General features: G+C 61.3%; 13 protein-coding genes and 2 pseudogenes. 3 read left to right on the forward strand and 12 right to left on the reverse strand.

Going from position 1 to position 18,492, the window contains the following annotated elements; translation table 11 throughout:
* Positions 1 to 63: 63 nt before the first annotated feature.
* A complete protein-coding gene (locus E0D86_RS10125) occupies positions 64 to 2,469 on the forward strand; it encodes a membrane-bound PQQ-dependent dehydrogenase, glucose/quinate/shikimate family (protein ID WP_131649866.1) in 2,406 nt (801 codons plus the stop codon).
* Between the two features lie 133 nt (positions 2,470 to 2,602).
* Here E0D86_RS10125 and E0D86_RS21930 read toward each other — a convergent pair.
* The 4 genes and pseudogenes from E0D86_RS21930 to E0D86_RS10140 all read right to left on the reverse strand — a co-directional run.
* Positions 2,603 to 2,736: pseudogene (locus E0D86_RS21930) on the reverse strand (hypothetical protein); the annotation flags it as partial.
* A gap of 232 nt (positions 2,737 to 2,968) precedes the next feature.
* A pseudogene (locus E0D86_RS10130) lies at positions 2,969 to 3,395 on the reverse strand (endonuclease domain-containing protein).
* 34 nt (positions 3,396 to 3,429) lie between these two features.
* The gene (locus tag E0D86_RS10135) at positions 3,430 to 3,738 is read right to left on the reverse strand and encodes a hypothetical protein (RefSeq protein WP_131649867.1); all 309 of its coding nucleotides are present in this window, start codon (positions 3,736 to 3,738) and stop codon (positions 3,430 to 3,432) included.
* Positions 3,739 to 3,809: 71 nt separating this feature from the next.
* Positions 3,810 to 5,393, reverse strand: a complete 1,584-nt coding sequence (locus tag E0D86_RS10140; RefSeq protein WP_131649868.1) for a peptide chain release factor 3 — start codon at positions 5,391 to 5,393, stop codon at positions 3,810 to 3,812.
* 438 nt (positions 5,394 to 5,831) lie between these two features.
* Here E0D86_RS10140 and E0D86_RS10145 point away from each other — a divergent pair, with 438 nt between their 5' ends.
* Complete coding sequence (locus E0D86_RS10145; RefSeq protein WP_131649869.1) at positions 5,832 to 6,995, forward strand: type III PLP-dependent enzyme; 1,164 nt, start codon at positions 5,832 to 5,834, stop codon at positions 6,993 to 6,995.
* Between the two features lie 230 nt (positions 6,996 to 7,225).
* Here the strand turns inward: E0D86_RS10145 and E0D86_RS10150 are convergent, their stop codons facing one another.
* Both E0D86_RS10150 and E0D86_RS10155 read right to left on the reverse strand, forming a co-directional pair.
* Positions 7,226 to 8,041, reverse strand: a complete 816-nt coding sequence (locus tag E0D86_RS10150) for a tetratricopeptide repeat protein (RefSeq protein ID WP_131649870.1) — start codon at positions 8,039 to 8,041, stop codon at positions 7,226 to 7,228.
* A complete protein-coding gene (locus E0D86_RS10155) occupies positions 8,042 to 8,722 on the reverse strand; it encodes a Fe2+-dependent dioxygenase (RefSeq protein WP_131649871.1) in 681 nt (226 codons plus the stop codon). It abuts the gene before it with no gap.
* Between the two features lie 156 nt (positions 8,723 to 8,878).
* Between E0D86_RS10155 and E0D86_RS10160 the strand changes: the two genes are divergently transcribed.
* The gene (locus E0D86_RS10160; RefSeq protein ID WP_256681174.1) at positions 8,879 to 11,164 is read left to right on the forward strand and encodes a TonB-dependent siderophore receptor; all 2,286 of its coding nucleotides are present in this window, start codon (positions 8,879 to 8,881) and stop codon (positions 11,162 to 11,164) included.
* A gap of 165 nt (positions 11,165 to 11,329) precedes the next feature.
* On the opposite strand, the gene E0D86_RS10165 is transcribed toward E0D86_RS10160, so the two are convergent.
* The 6 genes from E0D86_RS10165 to E0D86_RS10190 form a co-directional block, all read right to left on the reverse strand.
* The gene (locus tag E0D86_RS10165) at positions 11,330 to 12,892 is read right to left on the reverse strand and encodes a sulfite reductase flavoprotein subunit alpha (RefSeq protein WP_256681175.1); all 1,563 of its coding nucleotides are present in this window, start codon (positions 12,890 to 12,892) and stop codon (positions 11,330 to 11,332) included.
* A gap of 175 nt (positions 12,893 to 13,067) precedes the next feature.
* Positions 13,068 to 13,943 carry a DUF4198 domain-containing protein gene (locus tag E0D86_RS10170; protein WP_131649874.1) on the reverse strand — a complete coding sequence of 292 codons (876 nt, stop codon included), beginning with the start codon at positions 13,941 to 13,943 and terminating at the stop codon, positions 13,068 to 13,070.
* Positions 13,944 to 13,959: 16 nt separating this feature from the next.
* Positions 13,960 to 14,469 carry a DUF2271 domain-containing protein gene (locus tag E0D86_RS10175; protein WP_131649875.1) on the reverse strand — a complete coding sequence of 170 codons (510 nt, stop codon included), beginning with the start codon at positions 14,467 to 14,469 and terminating at the stop codon, positions 13,960 to 13,962.
* A 9-nt stretch (positions 14,470 to 14,478) separates the two neighbouring features.
* On the reverse strand, positions 14,479 to 15,072 hold the full coding sequence (locus E0D86_RS10180; protein ID WP_131649876.1) for a PepSY-associated TM helix domain-containing protein: 594 nt from the start codon (positions 15,070 to 15,072) through the stop codon (positions 14,479 to 14,481).
* A 162-nt stretch (positions 15,073 to 15,234) separates the two neighbouring features.
* The gene (locus E0D86_RS10185) at positions 15,235 to 17,463 is read right to left on the reverse strand and encodes a TonB-dependent receptor domain-containing protein (RefSeq protein ID WP_131649877.1); all 2,229 of its coding nucleotides are present in this window, start codon (positions 17,461 to 17,463) and stop codon (positions 15,235 to 15,237) included.
* 248 nt (positions 17,464 to 17,711) lie between these two features.
* On the reverse strand, positions 17,712 to 18,404 hold the full coding sequence (locus E0D86_RS10190) for an SIMPL domain-containing protein (RefSeq protein ID WP_131649878.1): 693 nt from the start codon (positions 18,402 to 18,404) through the stop codon (positions 17,712 to 17,714).
* Between the last annotated feature and the right edge of the window lie 88 nt (positions 18,405 to 18,492).

The raw sequence follows: 18,492 nt of genomic DNA on the forward strand, positions 1-18,492 counted from the left end.
AAATTCTGTGTCAGAACGTTTCGCCAGCTTTTGCGTTGAAACGAATCGGCTGGAGAGCGTTGGATGAGCATCGAATACGGGCCGCGCCCCTTGCGTATCACCCTGACGGCCATTGTTGTACTGGTGTTAGGGGCGCTGATGACGATCGGCGGTGGCTACCTCGCGGTACTGGGAGGGTCCTGGTATTACCTGAGCGCTGGAATCGCGCTGCTCATCGTCGCCGCTCTGCTGTTTGCCAGACGGCGCGCAGCTATCTGGCTGTATGCATTGCTGTTGCTGGCCACCCTGGTCTGGACGATCTACGAGGTCGGGTTCGATTGGTGGCAGCTGGCGCCACGAATCGATCTCTGGTGCATCCTCGGGCTGTGGCTGATCCTGCCCTTCGTCAATCGTTACGTGAGCGATCGGCTAGTCTGGCGTGACGGCGCCAGTGGGCTGCTCGGGCTCGGCTTGCTGGCCGGGGCGCTGATGGCTGGCTACTCGCTGACGCAGGACTATCACTCGATCAAGGGTGAGCTCAGCGACGCGCAGATGCAGGGCCTCGAACCGGACGGACAGGCGGGGCGCTCGGCAAGCGAGTGGCCAGCCTACGGTGGCTCCAGCAACGGCGATCGCTATTCGACGGCGGACCTGATTACTCCGGAAAACGTCGGGCGGTTGGAGAAAGCCTGGGAATATCACACCGGCGATTTGCCGGGTGAGGGCGATCCGGGCGAGCTGACCAATGAGGTGACGCCGCTGAAAGTGGGCGACACGCTGTTCATCTGCACGCCACACAGCATCGCCATCGCGCTGGATGCCGATACCGGTGAAGAGCGTTGGCGCTTCGATCCGAGCATCAACCGTGATGCCGAGTACTACCAGCACATGACCTGCCGCGGCCTCGCGTTTCACGATGCCGGTTCCTATGGCCAGACCGCGACGAGTGTCCCGTCGCCGGGACAAGCTGCGGCCCGCTGCGAGCGCCGGCTGTTTCTGCCGACCAATGACGGTACGTTGATCGCGCTGGATACAGAAGACGGCAAGCCTTGCGAGGACTTCGGCGATGCCGGGGTGGTGGACCTGAAACTCGGTCTCGGCGAAGGCGCTCTGGGTGTCTATCTGCCAACATCGCCTCCGGTGGTGACCGAGAAGCTGGTCATCGTCGGCGGCTCGATTACCGATAACGGCGCGGTGGATTCACCCGGCGGCGTCATTCGCGCCTACGACGTGCGCAACGGGCGACTGGTGTGGAATTTCGATCCGGGCAACCCGGATGCTACCGATCCGCTGGCACCGGGCGAGACCTACGTGCGCAGCACGCCGAACTCCTGGACCATCGCTACTGCAGACGAGGCGCTGGGGCTGGTCTATATCCCCACCGGCAACCAGACGCCTGATCAGTGGGCCGTACCGCGTACGGCCGAATCCGAGCGCTTTACCGACACCCTCGTCGCGCTCGATCTGGAGACCGGCAAGGTGCGCTGGGAATTCCAGACCGTGCACCACGACCTCTGGGATCGCGATTTGCCGTCCCAGCCCACGCTGGTGGATATCGACGGGCCGCAGGGCAAGGTGCCAGCCATCATTCAGCCGACCAAGCGCGGCGATCTGTTCGTGCTGGACCGCCGCACGGGCGTCCCGATCGTTCCGGTCGAGGAAGTCCCGGTGCCGCAGGGCACGGTGGAAGGTGACTATGCGGCGCCGACCCAGCCGGTTTCTGCGCTCAGCTATGCGCCGGACGAGCCGCTGTATGAAAAGGACATGTGGGGTGGCACGCCGCTGGATCAGATGATGTGCCGCATTCAGTTCCGCAAGCTGCGCTACGACGGTGATTTCACGCCGCCTTCAGAGCAAGGCTCGCTGATCTATCCGGGCAATGTGGGCACGTTCAACTGGCCGTCCGTGGCGGTCGATCCGAGCCGGCAGCTGCTGTTCGGTGCGCCGAACTATCTGGCGTTCATATCGACCATGGTCAAGCGCAGCGAAGTCGATCCGGAAGAACGCACCGGTGGCGGCGAGACCGGGCTGCAACCGAACCTCGGCGCACCTTATATGGTGCGGCTGGAGCCGTTCATGTCCGTGCTCGGTCTGCCGTGCCAGACGCCGCCATGGGGCTTCGTCACTGCAGTTGATCTGCGCAGCATGAAAAAAGTCTGGATGCACAAGAACGGCACTAGCCGCGACAGCGCACCGCTCGGCATCCCCTTCCCGGTGGGCACGCCAGCGCTAGGCGGACCGATCGTCACCGCTGGCGGTGTCGCCTTCATGAGCGGCACCCTGGATTACTACCTGCGTGCCTATGACCTGCAGAGCGGTAAAGAGCTATGGAAGGGGCGGCTGCCGGCGGGTGGGCAGGCGACGCCGATGACCTATGTTTCGGAGAAAACCGGCAAGCAGTACGTGGTACAGATGGCCGGTGGGCATGGCTCGTTTGGGACGAAGATCGGGGATTCGGTGATTGCCTGGACGTTGGAGGAAGGGCAATAGGCGCTGATGTTCAGGTGTTGGGCTGCCTGGTGAGTGCTGTTGTCGGTCTAGCCGAAGGTACGGCGGCGCCACGTCCCCTCACTCTAGCCCTCTCCCCGGAGGGAGAGGGGACTGGTCGGAGTGGGGACTTTCCCATTGGGCTCAGATTGACCCGCGTCGGCGCCAGGTAGGTCAGTGGCCGCCGCCGTCCACGGTCAGGTTCTCGTAGGCCTTGTCGCTGAACTCCTAGAGCTTCTTCTCATCGCTGCATTCGTTCCGGTGCGCGGACAGACGTTGATCGCTGATGTTAAGGGGCTGCTTAGTGAGCGCTCTTCTCGGGCTGACCGTATACGGCGGCGCCACGCCCCCTCACCTAGCCTCACCCCGGGGGGAGAGGGGACTGGTCGGAGTGGGGATTTTCGGTTCGTTGGCGGCGGAACGTATCTTTCCGAGAAAGCTGGCCTTTGCGACTCGCATAGCCATAGCGCAGCCAGAGGCCCCGCTTACTCCATGAGTCGGGCTAACCGCGCTGATACGGAGGCCTCACCCCAACCCTCTCCCCTTTGGGGAGAGGGTTGGGGTGAGGGGAGCAGGCTTCAACCCAGCGGAGTATTTCAGCCAGAACCCCTGCGAGATTCTGCAACACATCCAGATTGCTGAACCGCAGCACGTCCAGACCTTTGTGCTGCAGATAGTCGGTACGCACTCGATCCTTCTCCTGCCCGGCATCGTCGTAGTGTTGACCGCCGTCGAGCTCTATCACTAACCGCAGCTGCGCAGTAGAAATCCAGTACATAGGGCGGGAACGGATGTTGTCTGCGGAACTTGATGCCCGCCAGGCCACGGTTGCGTAGTCGCCGCCATAGCAGGCGCTCGCAGTCGGTGAGCTGCGTGCGGAGTTGCTGGGCAAACACGCGGTGCTCGGGTGTAACACGTTCGGTTGGCATTTCACGATCCTTGTGAAATAGGCGTCTTAAGCAGTCAGCAAGGGCGCCCCGGATACTTGCGATCCCCGCTGGGCTCCACGCACTGCTGCTCCGTATGCTGCTCCATGCGTGGAGATTTGTCCCGCAGACTGGACGTCAGGCTGTTCAAGAACTTTGTCGCCTGGGTCTGATCATCGAAGCGTCGTGCGCCATTCAGCGAGCCGGTGTAGCTGCCGTTGCTGGCGGCATAGCATTCCTGATTATTGGCGCATGTCAGCGCGACGACCCAGAACGGACTGTTGATCAGCACCCCTGCCTGAGCGGCAGAGGTGGAAAGGGCAAGAGCGAGCAGAAGGTTCCGCATGATGTTGCTCCGATGTGTGGAACCGGAAACATATCCCATCGGCCAGATGCTGACTGTGGTGTTTCTCCCGGTTAGTGATGCTCGCGCGTCGCCCTAAATTTCACATCCGGCCAGCGTTCTTCCATAAGGCTCAAGTTGACCCGCGTTGGGGCCAGATAAGTCAGGTGACCACCGCCATCGACCGCCAGGTTTTCGTAGGCCTTGTCGCTGAACTCCTTGAGCTTCTTCTCGTTGTCGCACTCGATCCAGCGCGCGGACCAGACGTTGATCGCCTCGTAAGCGCACTCGACCTTGTATTCCTCTTTCAAGCGGCTGGCGACGACGTCGAACTGCAGCACACCGACGGCGCCGAGGATGATGTCGTTGTTGCGCTCGGGGAAGAACACCTGGGTCGCGCCTTCTTCGGCCAGTTCCTGCAGGCCCTGGCGTAGCTGCTTGGATTTCAGCGGGTCCTTCAGGCGCACGCGGCGGAACAGTTCCGGGGCGAAGTGCGGGATACCGGTGAAACCGAGGTTTTCGCCTTCGGTAAAGGTGTCGCCGATCTGGATGGTGCCGTGGTTGTGCAGGCCGATTATGTCGCCGGCCCAGGCTTCCTCCAGCTGCTCACGCTCGCTGGAGAAGAAGGTCAGGGCGTCGGCGATGCGGATGTCCTTGCCGATGCGCGCGTGGCGCAGCTTCATGCCTTTTTCATACTTGCCCGAGCAGATGCGCATGAAGGCAATGCGGTCGCGGTGCTTGGGGTCCATGTTCGCCTGGATCTTGAACACGAAGCCGGTGAACTTGTCCTCGACCGGCTCAACCACCCGCTCGTTGGCGGCGCGTGGTAGCGGGCGTGGGGCCCAGTCGACGACGGCGTCGAGCACATGGTCGACACCGAAGTTGCCCAGCGCCGTGCCGAAGAACACCGGCGTCAGCTGACCCGCAAGAAACTCGTTCTGATCGAATTCGTGGCAGGCGCCTTGGACCAGCTCCAGTTGTTCGACGAAGCGGTCGTACTCGTCGCCGATGTGCTTGCGTGCCTCGTCGGAGTCGAGTTTCTGGATGATCTTCACCTCGGTGCGCTCATGCCCGTGGCCTGGCGTGTAGACGATGATGTAATCGTCCTTGAGGTGGTAGACGCCCTTGAAGTCGCGGTAGCAGCCGATCGGCCAGGTGATGGGCGCGGCTTTGATCTTGAGGACCGCTTCGATCTCGTCGAGTAGTTCGATGGGGTCGCGGATGTCGCGGTCGAGCTTGTTGATGAAGCTGACGATGGGGGTGTCGCGCAAGCGGCAGACGTCCATCAGGGCGATGGTGCGCGGCTCGACGCCCTTACCGCCATCGAGAACCATCAATGCCGAATCCACCGCGGTCAGGGTGCGGTAGGTGTCTTCCGAGAAGTCTTCGTGGCCGGGGGTGTCGAGCAGGTTGATCATGTGCTCGCGGTAAGGGAACTGCATCACCGAGGTGGTGATGGAGATGCCGCGCTGCTTTTCCATTTCCATCCAGTCGGACGTGGCGTGGCGGTCGGATTTGCGCGACTTCACGGTACCGGCGACAGCGATGGCCTTGCCCATCAGCAGCAGCTTCTCGGTGATGGTGGTCTTGCCCGCGTCGGGGTGGGAAATGATGGCGAAGGTGCGGCGCTTCGCGACTTCGGCGGCCTGAGAGGTCATGGCGGTCCCGGTATAGAAAGCGTGTCGGAAAAAGCCGGCGATTATAACGCAAAGGCTGTCCGTCAGCGTGGCGCACGTCGCTGCGCCCGGGCCGGCCAGGCTCAGAGGGGGAACATCGCTGCGTCACATTTGTCGGTTTGAATAAGGGTAGGTTCGTCGACATGGGAAAAATGGAAGCGAGTACGGATTTTTCATTGATATCGAACAGCTGTGGTTCTAAAGTTCGCGCCCGAACGTCCATGCTGGCAACGATCCATCCGGCTCAAGTACTGACGACGAGAGATCAGGATTCACCAGGTCACCGCACCCGTTGCCGTCGACCTGGCCGTGATACTCGGCGACATGCCTTGGGAAGTAGGCGAACCAAAGTGGGGAAACTGATCAGGCGTTCTTGCTCACCCCTTATCCGACTTTACGTTTCCCGATTTGGAGCCATGCATGTCGATCAAGATCGAAGATTACTATCCGCGCGAAACCTTCCAGAAAATGAAAGCCTTCGCCGATGAGCGCGAAACCCCGTTCGTTGTCATCGACACCAAGATCATCAGCGATTCGTACGACCAACTGGTCGGCAATTTCCCGTTCGCCAAGATCTACTACGCCGTGAAGGCCAATCCGGCCACTGAAATCACCGAGCTGCTGCGCGACAAGGGTTCGAACTTCGATATCGCCTCGATCTACGAACTGGACAAGGTGATGGCCACCGGCGTCGGTCCGGAGCGCATCAGCTACGGCAACACGATCAAGAAAGCCAAGGACATCCGCTACTTCTACGACAGGGGCGTGCGCATGTTCGCCACCGACTCGGAAGCCGACCTGCGCAACATTGCCAAGGCCGCACCGGGTTCGAAGGTCTATGTGCGGATTCTCACCGAGGGTTCCAACACTGCCGACTGGCCGCTGTCGCGCAAGTTCGGCTGCCAGACCGACATGGCGCTGGACCTACTCATCCTGGCCAAGCAACTGGGTCTGGACCCCTACGGTGTGTCCTTCCACGTCGGTTCGCAACAGCGCGATATCGACGTCTGGGACGCGGCCATCGCTAAGGTCAAGGTGATCTTCGAACGTCTGAAGGAAGAGGACGGCATCGTCCTGAAGATGATCAACATGGGCGGCGGCTTCCCGGCGAACTACATCGCCAAGACCAACGACCTGACCACCTACGCCGACGAGATCATCCGCTTCCTGAAGGACGACTTTGGCGACGATCTGCCGGAGATCATCCTCGAGCCGGGCCGTTCGCTGATTGCCAATGCCGGCGTGCTGGTTTCCGAAGTGGTGCTGGTGTCGCGCAAGTCGCGCACCGCCGTTGAGCGCTGGGTGTTCACCGACGTGGGTAAGTTCAGCGGCCTGATCGAAACCATGGACGAGTCCATCAAGTTTCCGATCTGGACCGAGAAGAAGGGCGAGATGGAAGAAGTGGTCATCGCCGGCCCGACCTGTGACAGCGCCGACATCATGTACGAACATTACAAGTACGGCCTGCCACTGAACCTCGCCAGCGGCGACCGTCTGTACTGGTTCTCCACTGGCGCCTACACCACCAGCTACAGCGCGGTGGAATTCAACGGCTTTCCGCCGCTGAAGGCTTATTACCTCTAAGCGCCTTCAGCAATGCCGTAACAGCCGCGGCAGCAGCCTGATGAAACCCCGCCTCCTTGGCGGGGTTTCGCTTTCTTGGTAGGCCACCTCTAGTAGACCTTCGGGGCGAAGCGCAAGCTACTTTTGTAAGAAGCCCGCCCACGGGGCGAAGCGTTTCAGGCTCGGTGCCGCCGCCATTCGCCGCGAGGGCGCGCCCTCCACAGGGGTACGGAGGTTCCCATACTCTTGCGTTATGCGTCGGATTCGAGCGGGTCAGGCCGGGTCGTGGCGAGCTGGCGGGCAACCAACCGGTCACCCTGATCACCGATGTCGGCGCAGCGGGTGACATAGGCCACGGCGATATCGGTGATCGGTTCGATCCGCGCTGCCAGCAACTCGTCTCGCGCCTTGCGCAGAAACTTCAGGTGACCGAGCGCCAATGCCTGGATCAGCCAGTGCCGCGCCTCGTCCCAACGCTGCTGGCTGATCAGCACCGCTGCATAGCTGAACTGGCCTCGGAAATCGCCTGCCTCGGCGGAGCGCCGATACCAGTTCCAGGCGGCGTCCGGATCGGCCGGCACCACCAGGCCTTCTTCCAGATAGCGTCCCAGCAGATTCATCGACTTCGCATGACCCAGCTCCGCTGCCTGGCGATACAGCTGTAAGGCCTGCGCCTGATCCTGCGCGACCCCACGGCCAGTGGCGAACAGGTTGGCAAGGTTGTACATGCCCCAGTCGAGACCCTGTTCGGCCGCGTTGAGGTATTCGCGCGCTGCCGTCGAAAGATCCGGATTGCAACCCCAGCCATGTTCCAGGCAGCGGCCGAGCATGTTGTGCGCCATCGGGTTGCCTTGCGCCCGTGCGATGCGAAACCAGCGGACTGCCAGCGCGGGGTCGCGTTGGATGCCACGGCCTTCCAGCAGGATCTGGCCGAGCATCACTTGGGCGTCTGCGAGGCCCGTTTCCGCCGCGGCGAGTATGGTCCGCGCAGCTTCTCGTGGCTCGCCCGTCAGCAGGTTGGGCAGCTGGTCCGGGGAGACTTCCTCACGACGAGATAGAAAACGCATTCAGACGTCTGCCCAGCGACGCAGCAGGTTGTGGTAAGTGCCGGTCAGCTGGACTAGCGATGGATGGTCCGGCAGATCGCGGGTCAGTTGCTGAATCGCCTGATCCATCTCGTAGAGCAAGGTGCGCTGGCCATCATCGCGGACCAGGCTCTGGGTCCAGAAGAACGAGGCGATGCGCGTCCCGCGGGTGACTGGCTCGACCTTGTGCAGGCTGGTCGCGGGATAGAGCACCAGGTCGCCGGCGGCGAACTTGACCCGCTGTGTGCCGTAGGTGTCCTGAATGACCAGTTCACCTCCGTCGTAGCTATCCGGATCGCTGAAGAACAGGGTCGAGGACACATCGGTACGGACACGCTCGGGGCTGTTCCTCACCTGGCGGATGGCGTTGTCGATGTGATAACCGAACGAGCCGCCTTCTCTGTAGCAGTTGAACAGGGGCGGAAACACCTTGTGCGGCAGCGCAGCGGACATGAACTGCGGGTTCTGCCAGAGGCGCTGCAGCATGGCTTCGGAGATTTCCCTCGCCAGCGGCGAATCCTCCGGCAATTGCAGGTTGTGCTTGGCCTTGGCCGATTGGTAGCCGGCGGTGACCTTGCCGTCAGCCCAAGGGGCTTGTTCCAGCGCACTGCGGATACGTTTGACTTCGTCGGAGCTGAAGATGGCGGGGATGTGCAGAAGCATGTCGAGGGCCGATTGGGCTGGTGGGCGCGGTGGATGAAGCTCGGCGTACTGTTGCGGAGCCCCATAAGTATTTCAAGATTTTTCTGTCACATATTGATATCAATTATCGTTTGCTCTAGATTTCGCGTCTTCCGATTTTCCCCAACGAGAATAATGATGGCTTCCATGTCTTCGGATCGCCTTGCCTGCACTCCGCGTTTGCTCGCCACCGCCGTCGGTGTGGCCATTACTGGCATGTCCGCCGCGCAGCTGGCGCAAGCCGACCAGACCGAACCGCTCAGCCTCGGCACCACGACGGTGACGGGCGATGCCGTTGAAGGCGACTACAAAGTCGAGCAGGCGCAATCGTCCAAATACACCGCACCGCTGCGGGATACGCCGCGTTCGGTCACGGTCGTGCCTCAGCAAGTCCTGAAAGACACCAACTCGTTGAACCTGCAGGACGCGCTGCGCACTGTGCCAGGCATCACCATGGGTGCCGGCGAGGGCGGTAATCCCACTGGGGATCGTCCGTTCATTCGCGGCTTCGACTCACAAAGCAGCATGTACCTCGACGGCGTGCGTGACACTGGCGCGCAGACCCGCGAGCTTTTTGCCGTTGAAGCGGTGGAAGTGGTCAAGGGTTCCGACTCTGCTATGGGCGGTCGTAACTCCGCCGGCGGCAGCATCAATCTGGTCAGCAAGACGGCGCATCTCGGCAATTCGCTGGACGGCGGCTTTACCTGGGGCTCGGACCAGACCCAGCGCTACACGCTCGATGGCAACTATCAATTCAACGAAACCACCGCAGGCCGGCTGAACCTGATGAGCCACGAAAACAACGTGGCGGGCCGCGATGCGGTGAACAATGACCGTTGGGGCCTTGCGGCTTCGCTCGCTTTCGGTCTGGGCACGCCCACTCGTGTTTTCCTCGATTACTACCACATGGAAAACGACGATCTGCCGGATTCCGGCATTCCCTACAGCCTGAACACCGGTTCGTCCGGCACGCGCACGTCGGCCAATCCCGACAAGCCCACCGACGGTGGCGACAGCAGCAACTTCTATGGATTGAAGGGCCGCGACTTCTCCAAAGGTCGCGCGGATATCTCCACCATCGCCGTCGAGCATGACCTCAGCGACAACCTGACGGTCAAGAACACCCTGCGCCATGGCAGCTCCATGCAGGACTACATCTGGAGCCAACCGGACGACAGCAAGGGCAACATTCTCAACGATCAGGTGTTCCGCCGCGCCAACCAGCGCGTCAGCAACACCACTAGCACCATCAACCAGACCGAGCTGTTCGGCGAAACCGTCATCGCCGGCTTCAAGAACAACTTCTCTTTTGGTGTTGAGTTGGGCCGCGAGAACGTGGACCGCTCCGGTTATACGCTGCCTGGCACTAGCGCAGGTACCTGTACGCCCGCACTGGTTGCCTCCGGCGATTGTACTTCCCTGTCGAATCCGAACCCCAACCAGGCCTATACCGGCACCATCACGCGCAACTACTACGGCACCGACACCGATGCCGATACCCGTGCGCTTTGGGCGTTCGACACCCTGGAGTTGACTCAGCAGTGGCTGCTGAACATGGGCCTGCGCTACGACTACTTCGACACCAGCGCCAAGACCAGCGCCGCCACCGGCGTAACCAAGATCGAAGACACCAGTGAGTTCATCACCGGTCAGCTGGGCCTGGTCTACAAGCCGGTCGAGAACGGCAGCATCTACGTCTCCTATGCCACCTCGGCGACACCACCAGGATCAACCTTGGGCGAAGGCGCAGAGCCAAACGGGCTGAACGACGGCAACGGCACCTCCGGCAGCATCCGCAGCGACATGGAGCCGGAAGAAACCACCAACTACGAGATCGGTACCAAGTGGGATCTGCTCGATAACCGACTCTCACTGGGTGCAGCGGTGTTCCGGACCGAGAAAGACAACGCGCGTGTGCTGACCAGCAACTTCACTTACGAAAACGTCGGCAAGACCCGCGTGGACGGCTACGAGCTGACCGCAACCGGTCGCCTGACCCGCAAGTGGAACGTGTTCGCCGGGTACAGCTATCTGGATAGCGAACTAGTGGAAGGTGGTGCGGTAGGCAATCGCGTAGGCGCAGTGACCAGCGCGGTGAACCCGGACAACGGCAACCAGCTGGCGAATACGCCCAACCACGCCTTCAGCCTTTGGACCACCTATGACGTGACCGATAAGCTGGCCGTCGGCGGTGGGGCGTTCTATGTCGACGAGGTTTACGGCAACACCGCCAACACGCTGCTGGTCGATTCCTACTGGCGCTACGATGCGATGGCCAGCTACAAGGTCAACAAGCACCTCGACTTCCAGATCAACGTACAAAACTTGACCGACGAGACCTACTACGACAAGGCGTACGGGGCTCACTATGCCAACCAGGCCGCAGGCCGTACGGCATTGCTGAGCACCAACTTCCACTTCTGACCGAAGCTGAAGCAGAGGCCATTTCTGGGTGGTCTGGCAGTGATAACGACGAAACCCCGCCGATGGCGGGGTTTCGTTTTTCCGGCATTCAGTTTGCGCCGATCTTGAATCCGCAGCGCACCGGCCCTCCGGTACATCGCGCCTTCTGCAGACCAGTGTGGCCGGTCAGTAAAGATCCCGGCGATATCGACCTTGCTCGGCAAACGCCTGCAGCTGCGCTTCACCCAACACACCGGCCAGAATTTGCTGCACCTCGCGGCCCATGCCTTCGAGGCTCCCGCATATGTAAAGGGCTGCACCGTCATTGATCCACCGACGCAGCTCGTCCGCGGCATCGCGCAGCAGATGCTGGACATAGATTTTCTCTGCCTGGTCGCGGGAAAACGCCAGGTCGAGTCGCTGCAGGTGGCCGGACTGCAGCCATTCTTTCAATTCGTCGTGCAGCAGATGATCGTGAGCGGCGCTGCGCTCCCCGAAGAGCAGCCAGTTGCGCGAGCCCGTGGCGGCACGCTCACGCAAATGTGCGCGCAGGCCTGCAATGCCGGTGCCGTTTCCGATGAGGATCAGCGGGGTGCCGGCATCCGGGCCGTGAAAGCTGGGGTTGCTGCGGATGCGCAGGTCGATCAGGCTGCCCGGTGTTGCATGCTGGCAGAGCCAGCCAGAGCCAAGGCCGAGGCGTCCATCAGCATGCCGGGCTTCGCGTATCAGTAGCTGCACATGGCCTTCGTCTGGAATCGAGGCGATGGAATATTCACGGTGGGGCAGGCGGGGCAGCGCCAGCAGCCTTTCGAGCTCGCATCCGCGCAGTTCGTCTGGGTCCGGCGGCAGGCGGCGACAGGCGAGGGCCTCGGCCAGCGAACGTTCACCCTCGACGGGAAGCGCCGGGTCGAAGCCGAGCTGCCGCAGCAGCTGCTCCACCTCCGTCGTGGCGTGGCGTGGACCGACTTCGGCGATGTCACCGGCCTGCCACTGCGATGTTTCGCCAGTTGGACAAAGTGTCAGATGAAACACCGGCGCACCTTGGCTGCCCGGGTTGAGCAGCACCCGGTTGTGCAATAGCCAGGGCTGGTAGGGCGCGGGCTGCCAGTCGGTAAAGTCGCTGCGGCCGCTGATGTGGCCCAGTTGATGCTGCCAGTGCCGTAGCGCACCTGGATCGGCGCGATCAGCCTCCAGCCGATCGAATAGCGACAAGGCGCCAAGTTCGCGCAGCCGGGTATCGATCCGCTGGCCGAAACCGCAAAAATGAGTGTATTGCCGGTCGCCGAGCGCGAGTACGGCAAATTCCAGGGACGAGAGGTCGAGCGCATCATGTAGCAGGCGTCGCTCAAAGCGAGCGGCATTGTCCGGCGCTTCGCCCTCGCCGTAGGTACTGAGAATGAACAGGACACGGCGCGCCCTGGCCAGCGTCGCGGTGTCGAGGGCGTTCAGCGGTCGGACGTCGACCGCCATGCCGGCAGCGCGCAACTGCTCTGCGCTGCGTTCGGCCAGCTCACGCGTCTGACCGCCCTGGCTGGCATAGGCGATGATCAGAGTATCGGTCGTGGGATGAGTAAAAGGTTGCGCGTGCTTGCGGTGATTGCGCCAGAGGTGCAGGCAGACGCCGAAATAAGCCGCTATCACCAGCGAGGCCGAGATGATTCGCGAAGGTTGCCACCAAAACAGCCATACGGCGAGCAACAGGCACGCCAGCAACGGGGCGTAGCGCACGAGTACGAAAGTGCGAGCCAAGGTAGCCGTCTCCTGGAGTCTGGCCGTAAGCATGGTGGTTTGTCCGCGCGATGCCGTTGCGGCTGCATGTGCGTGCTGGAATGGCGCAGCCGTCTCGTCACAGCTTGTGGGAGACGGCAAATGGCGCGTTTACAGGCCGTAGCGAGGTTTCGGCGCCGCTACGGCGATCGCCATGTTACTGCGGAAGTACTTCGAGCGTGGCGCTGTAGCTGGCGCGGCGTTCAGTGGCCGGCTTGCTGACGCCCTTGTCGCTGGTCAGTTCGGCTTCCAGCCAGTACATACCGGCGTCCGGCCAGGTGATGCTGACCTTGCCCTGCGCATCGGTCTTGGCATTGATTTCGCCGAGCTCATCGCGGTAGCGATTACCGCCCGGGATTACGCTTATCTCTACGTCCGCGGCTGGCTTGCCATCGAGCAGGAAGACGAATTCTGCCGCTTCGCCCGCATACAGGTCGTTGGGGTGGGTGACGGGCGACAGTTCCAAGCCTTTGCCGGTGGGCTCCAGCACGGTTTTGGTCGGTGCTCCGGACGTGGCGAACACTTCCATGCGGCTGCTGTTCTGGCTCACTTGCAGATCCTCGGCCTTGGCCGGGACTTCCTTGGCGAAGGCGTCCGGGTTACCCATCCAGCGGCGGGTTTCGCCATTCTCTTTCCAGCGTGCGACAAGGCCGCTGTTGGCGATTGCCAGCTTGTAGGTGCCTTTCTCGGTCAGATGCACATCGAAGGTGCTGCGATAACGGCCGATGCTGCCGTTTTCCGGCTGCACCTGGGAGCCATCCGGCGCGATCACTTGCAGTTGCGCAGCCGGACGTGGACGCATGCCGGGCGGGCCGCCAGCCGGTGCCTGATCGAGCTGGCCGATGCCCTGCAGGCGCAACGGGAAATGTTCGAAATAGAACAGGTCATTCGACACGGCGGCGTCCACGGTGATCCACGGATCTTCGCCGGACAGCACGGTGGCCGAGGGCAACATCCAGGCGCGATGGGCCTGGGCGGACAGTGGCAAGCAGACGGCCAGGGCCATCGCGGTCCATTTGATCATGGGTTTCATGCTGGGCTTCCTTGGGTCATTGAGTCAATTCGAGAGTGACGGTGCCCAGTTCGCTTTCGCCCTGGGCCTGATGCGTTTCGGTCTTTTCCGGCGGCCAGCTGAATGGCAGGCGCAGCAGTTCGCGTCCGCCGACTTCACGCGCGGCCTCCACCACCAGACGGTATTCGCCGGCAGGCAGTGTGTTGAGCGGTGCGTTTTTGTCCGTAAAGCTCAGGCTATGGGTGCCGACCGCGCGTGTTGCGCCGCTGACGCCATCCACCGGCATGTCCAGGCTGCGACCGCTGCGTCGCCACCATTCGCGCATGTCCTTGAGCCATTTTTCGCCTTCGTTGTCCTTGAGCTTCAGGTCGTACCAGACGGCGAGGTTGGCGACATGGCTCTTGTCGGGCTGCTCCAGCCACAGCGCCACGTAGGGACGGTGATACTCGGCGACCTGCAGACGCGGGATTTCCACCTCGATTTTCAGATCGGCGGCCATCAGCGGCGCACTGAGTAGGGCTAGGGGCAACAGCAAGGTTTTTCGCATGGTAGATCCTTAATGAATAAACAGCAGCGCCAGCAGCAGCGGGATAACCAACCCGGCCCCGACCAGCGGCCAGGTCGTCGGTCGGCCACCGGCGTGACGCTGCAGTAGCAACAGGCCGGTAAGGCTGAAGACCACACAGGCCGCCGCGAAGATGTCGATGAACCAGCTCCAGGCAGTGCCGGTGTTGCGGCCCTTGTGAAGGTCGTTGAGGTAGGAAATCCAGCCGCGATCGGTGGATTCGTACAACAATTCGCCGCTGTCCAGCGCAAGGCTCAGCCAGGCGTCGCCGCCGGGGCGGGGCAGTGCGATATAGAGCTCGCCATCGGACCATTCGGCGTCGCGATCGGTCAGGTCGATCCGCAGTTCATGCTCGATCCACTGGCGCAGCGTGTCGGGCAGCCCAGCTTCAGGCGTCTGGGACAGCAATTGACTTTGCAGCGCCGTTGGCAGCTCGGCTTGGCGTTCGGTTACCTTGGGTTGCGCCTCAATCTGCGCGGCATGGTTGAGCGTGATCCCGGTAACCGCGAACAGCAGCATACCGACCAGGCACAGCGCAGAGCTGATCCAGTGCCATTGGCGGAGCGTGCCGAGCCAAAGGTGCATGGTGGTCCTTGTCGTGTGAGGGAATGGCGGATTCTAGGACGCTTGATCTTTCAAACGCTAAAGATTTACCAATGGCATACATTCGCGTCTCGCAGCGGGCAGCTGATCCTAAAGCGATGAAGCCGGAGTAAACCCCGGCTTCATCAGCGTCACGCTGCTGGCTCAGAACGTGATGTTGGCAGACAGCCAGAGGCGGCGGCCTTCTTCGATGACCCCGTCGGTGCCGCGACCGATCTGTGCATAGTCGGAGACCCAGCTCGCACCATTGTTGTAATAGGTGCCGGTGGTGAAGTCCTTGTCGAAGAGGTTGTAGATAGTGGCATTGAGCGTCAGGTTTTGCGTGGCTTTATACGAGCCTCCCAGATGGAAAACCTCATAGGCTTCGAGGTCGCCCGCGGCATCGATCACCTGTCTGTTAGCGTTCGTCAGGGTTGCGTAGCGCTGGTTGAAGCGCGCACGCTCACCGCGGTATTCACCCTTGAACCAAAGGTTCAGCTGATCGGTCGCTTGCCAGCTCAGGCGGGCAAACGCCATGTGCATAGGTGTATTGGTCAGCCGTGCGCCCTTGTCTGCGCCAGTAGTTTGCTCGCTGTCGGTATAGGTGTAGTTGGCGCTCACACTCCAGGTTGGAGCGAACGCCCATTTGCCAGCTAGCTCGAAACCGCGAATCCGGGCCTCGCCAATATTGATGTCCTGCGAGAAGAACTCCTGCTGGAAGCCTGGCCCATAGCTGACGCAGCTTGGCTGATTAGGCGAGCCGGGGAAAAAACAGTTTGCCTGGCTTGGGCCGGTATCGATCTTGTCCTTGAACTTCGTATGGAACAGGGTCGCGTTGGCGTTGAAGTTCGAAAGGTTGTCGTAGTAAACGCCGAACTCGGTGTTGGTCGATTCTTCAGGGTCAAGATCCGGATTGCCGAACGAGATGTTCTGGCCTTGGCCACTGATTGAGCTGATGCCGTCATGCAACTGATTGAGTGTCGGAGTCTTGTAGCCTTTGCTGACGCCGCCTTTCATCGTCCAGCTGTCTGTCGTGTTCCAGACGAGATAGGCGCGCGGGCTGATGTGGCCACCGAACGCTTCGTGATCCTCGTAACGTGCACCAAGGGTGAGCGCCAGATCGTGGCGCAGCCGCCACTCGTCTTCAACGAACAGTGCCCAGGATTTCTGTGCGAAATCTTCTCCTGCGACGCCGTCGGTCACTTCGGCATCCCAGTACTGACCGCCCACGGTGAGGATATGGTTGTCGCCTAGAGGCGCGACGAGCTTGGTGTCAAAAACCAGGTCGGTGGATTCGAGCTCCCGATCATCGCCACCGATGATGGCTTGATAGGGCGCGTCGTACGGCACACCGAGAGTGCCGGGAATGGTACGGCCGAGGGTCTCTGTCTGGTTGTAGGTGATGCTGCTGTCCAAGGTGCCGAAGCCCAGCCGTCCGGTGTGGCTGAGAGCGAATTGATCACGCTCGAAACGTAGCTGATCCTGATAGCCGCTGATGTTGGTCGGGTCGTCTGCGGCGCAGCCAGCTACGGCGTTACTGCCGGTCGAAGCCTTGCCATCGAGGGTGCCCAATTGACAGTTGTCGTTCTCGTAAACTTGCCGGCCGCGTTCGAAATCCAGAGCGAAATCGTGATCATCGTGAGGGGTCAGGGTGAGGCGGGTGCCGATGGTGTAGTTGCGGCCCTCGACCGGGGAAGCGCCGCGCTTGCTGACGGTGGAGTCGTTATCGAAGGTCAGATTCGACTCTTCACGATCAAAGAAGCTCCCGCGCACCGCCAGGCCAAGCAGACCTTCAGCGAGCGGGCCGCTGGCGTATACGCTAGTGCTGCTGGTGTCGCCGTAGTCGCTGTCTTCCTGAAACGTATGATCCAGCGTGACCGCCGCGCCCCATTTGTCAGCGACCTTCTTGGTGATGATGTTGACCACGCCGCCCATGGCATCCGAACCGTAGAGTGTGGACATCGGGCCACGGATCACCTCGATGCGCTCGATAGCCGACAGCGGTGGCATGAAGCTAGTACGGGTTTCGTTGAAGCCGTTGGGGGTCACGTTACCGGCAGTGTTCTGACGGCGCCCATCGATGAGGATCAGGGTGTAGTCGCTGGGCATGCCGCGCATGCTGATGTCTAGGCCACCGGTCTTGCCGGTGCCCTGGCGAATATCCACACCTTCAACCTCATCCAGCGCCTGGGCGAGGTTGCTGTAACGCTTGGTCCGGAGTTCTTCACTGCTGATCACACTGATGCTTGCCGGAGCCTCGGTAATCTTCTGCTCGAAACCCGAGGCGCTGACCACGGTGTCGCTCAGCGTGACTGGGCTGGTGTCGGCGAACGTATGAAAGCTGCAGCCGAGCAAGGCCACGGCCAGTGCTGAGCGAGTGAACGGGGCGTGCATGCGCGAAGATCCTTTGTTAGAAGCATTGTTTGGCGCGCATGATAGTGATTCGCGATAACCGTTTGGAATGATGTCGTTACGGCAAATCGCTGCGGACTCGAAGCTGCAAGGCTGCGCGCCTTGCGCCGTCAGGCTTTGCGACTGTGTATCAAATTATTTGGCAGGGTTGCGGTTGAGGGCGCCGTACCGACCCGTCCCGTTTGCAACAGCCTCCTCGGCTGATTGGCAGAGGAGACTGCATATCTGGCTCAGGGCATCTGAACTTCGATCACGCCGTCGGCGTTGATGCTGATCTGACGGGTTCCGGCCTCGACCTCCGGTGTCGGAGCGGAATCCATGCTCTTCATCGCGAAGTTACGCATCACCGGTTGATAACCACCGCCGCTGTTCAGGTTGAGGTTGACGATCTTGTAGTCGCTGCCGCCGAGCGCTTCGGTGGCCAGTTGTGCGCGGGCGCGGAAGGCCGCGACGGCATCCTTCAGCAAGGCGTCCTCGTTCTGTTTACGGATGGCGTCGGAGACGCTGAATTGCATGCTGTCCATCTTGAGGTCTTGCATCAGCTCACCGGTAAGCTTGGACAGTGCAGCGAAATCGCCACTTTCCAGGCGCAACTCGGCACGCTCGCGCCAAGCGGTGATCTGCTGCCCTTTTTCCTCATAGACCGGATAGCTGCTGCGGCTGCCTTGGCTGACGACGATGCCTTTCGCCAGGCGCGCACGCTGCAGGGCTTTGTTCATGGCTTCGGTCGTTTGCGCGGCCAACTGCGCCGGATCTTCGTGCTGGGCCTCGCTGTAAAGCGTGACATGCATGCGATCGTGCGCCACTTCGCTGGTGGCCTCGGCTCGCAGGGAAATCTGGTTGTAGTGTTGCTCATCGGCGACAGCCGAGAGGCAAACGATAGAGGCCAGCAGTGCGACGCTGCGGGTTACGGATACGAACATGACGGCTCCTGAGTTCGATGGCACCAGTGGTGCGGCGCAGAGACTTTAACAGGCTGTTAGGAAACTATCTGCGTCGCCTGGCCGGCCG

The sequence above is a fragment of the Pseudomonas sp. IC_126 genome, assembly GCF_004331835.1.
Lineage (GTDB): Bacteria > Pseudomonadota > Gammaproteobacteria > Pseudomonadales > Pseudomonadaceae > Stutzerimonas.

Bases quoted from the DNA above. Each gene is read 5' to 3' on its own strand.
- E0D86_RS10145 (WP_131649869.1), top strand. From the start codon at position 5,832: ATGTCGATCAAGATCGAAGATTACTATCCGCGCGAAACCTTCCAGAAA.
- E0D86_RS10150 (WP_131649870.1), bottom strand. From the start codon at position 8,041: ATGCGTTTTCTATCTCGTCGTGAGGAAGTCTCCCCGGACCAGCTGCCC.
- E0D86_RS10170 (WP_131649874.1), bottom strand. From the start codon at position 13,943: ATGAAACCCATGATCAAATGGACCGCGATGGCCCTGGCCGTCTGCTTG.
- E0D86_RS10155 (WP_131649871.1), bottom strand. From the start codon at position 8,722: ATGCTTCTGCACATCCCCGCCATCTTCAGCTCCGACGAAGTCAAACGT.
- E0D86_RS10125 (WP_131649866.1), top strand. From the start codon at position 64: ATGAGCATCGAATACGGGCCGCGCCCCTTGCGTATCACCCTGACGGCC.
- E0D86_RS10175 (WP_131649875.1), bottom strand. From the start codon at position 14,469: ATGCGAAAAACCTTGCTGTTGCCCCTAGCCCTACTCAGTGCGCCGCTG.
- E0D86_RS10160 (WP_256681174.1), top strand. From the start codon at position 8,879: ATGGCTTCCATGTCTTCGGATCGCCTTGCCTGCACTCCGCGTTTGCTC.
- E0D86_RS10185 (WP_131649877.1), bottom strand. From the start codon at position 17,463: ATGCACGCCCCGTTCACTCGCTCAGCACTGGCCGTGGCCTTGCTCGGC.
- E0D86_RS10140 (WP_131649868.1), bottom strand. From the start codon at position 5,393: ATGACCTCTCAGGCCGCCGAAGTCGCGAAGCGCCGCACCTTCGCCATC.
- E0D86_RS10135 (WP_131649867.1), bottom strand. From the start codon at position 3,738: ATGCGGAACCTTCTGCTCGCTCTTGCCCTTTCCACCTCTGCCGCTCAG.
- E0D86_RS10180 (WP_131649876.1), bottom strand. From the start codon at position 15,072: ATGCACCTTTGGCTCGGCACGCTCCGCCAATGGCACTGGATCAGCTCT.
- E0D86_RS10190 (WP_131649878.1), bottom strand. From the start codon at position 18,404: ATGTTCGTATCCGTAACCCGCAGCGTCGCACTGCTGGCCTCTATCGTT.